This is a genomic window from Rhizobium sp. BK619 (genome assembly GCF_014195245.1).
GTDB classification, from domain to species: Bacteria; Pseudomonadota; Alphaproteobacteria; order Rhizobiales; family Rhizobiaceae; genus Rhizobium; species Rhizobium acidisoli.
This window is the reverse complement of sequence record NZ_JACIBH010000043.1, coordinates 1-1,004: the sequence shown is the minus strand read 5'-3', so window position 1 is coordinate 1,004 and position 1,004 is coordinate 1. Positions and strand designations below refer to the sequence as shown.

Sequence of the window (1,004 nt, the reverse complement as noted above, 5' to 3'; positions counted from 1 at the left end):
ACGTCCTTCATCGCCTGTGCATGCCAAGGCATCCACCAAATGCCCTTACGACACTTAATCGTTCTCATTGCCAATGCTCATCATCTCGTTGCCCGTTTCATAAGAAACGGCAACAGACCGGGTTACCTTTTACAACCCAGTCAATCCAACAATGCCATCGACGTGTTCGACCTGATCACTTTATTGGAGCTACGCCGAGCAGCTCGCTTGTGTCAGGTCTTAAGACCAGCTTCTCGAGATTGGATCCGATACCGCGCGGTCAGGCAACGGTAATCAAGTCGTCCGTCAGATGCTTCATCCCTAGAGATCAAGCAAACAACAACGACCCAGAGCGACAAGCTTCCTACCTACTCCAGTCCTTCCCCCATATCCGGCCGGCTAGGCCATCCATAGGATCAGCAGAACTGGGCTCGGACGTTTCGGGCAGAACCCAAAACACCTGGAAGCCTCCAGATCAATCTTCTCTTCACAATGTATGCAGAACAGGCATCAGGCCATAAGCCGATGCAAACTTTTTATTTCTTCAAAAGACAAATGCCGTCAGCTTCAACACCAATCGATTTGGTGGAGCTGAGCGGGATCGAACCGCTGACCCCCTGCTTGCAAAGCAGGTGCTCTCCCAGCTGAGCTACAGCCCCATCAGCTCGATCGCCTGAGATAACCCAGGTTCGGCAACGTTCCGCGTCAGCCATATTCCATCATTCCCAACCCTCATTTGCAGGTGCAAATGGTGGGCCCGGGAAGACTTGAACTTCCGACCCCACGCTTATCAAGCGTGTGCTCTAACCAACTGAGCTACGGGCCCATTCGGGGAACCGGCCCAGCCTAGACTGGATCGACGCGGTTTTTGTCTTCTTGAAGAAAGAGAAACGTGGACGGCGAAAGCTCGCCATACCATCCGAATGCTTAAAGCATTTCCGTGGCGTATTGCGTTTCGATGGTCACCTGACTGGTGCCATCTATGTTCTAAAAAGCACGGGAAGGTTCATATCTCGAGACAAGTC

Annotated in this window: 2 tRNA genes; both read right to left on the bottom strand. The window is 52.2% G+C overall.

Annotated features, from left to right (window positions below):
• Positions 1–562: 562 nt before the first annotated feature.
• Positions 563–638, bottom strand: a tRNA-Ala gene (locus tag FHX14_RS32775).
• Between the two features lie 90 nt (positions 639–728).
• Positions 729–805 (bottom strand) — tRNA-Ile (locus FHX14_RS32770).
• Positions 806–1,004: the final 199 nt, after the last annotated feature.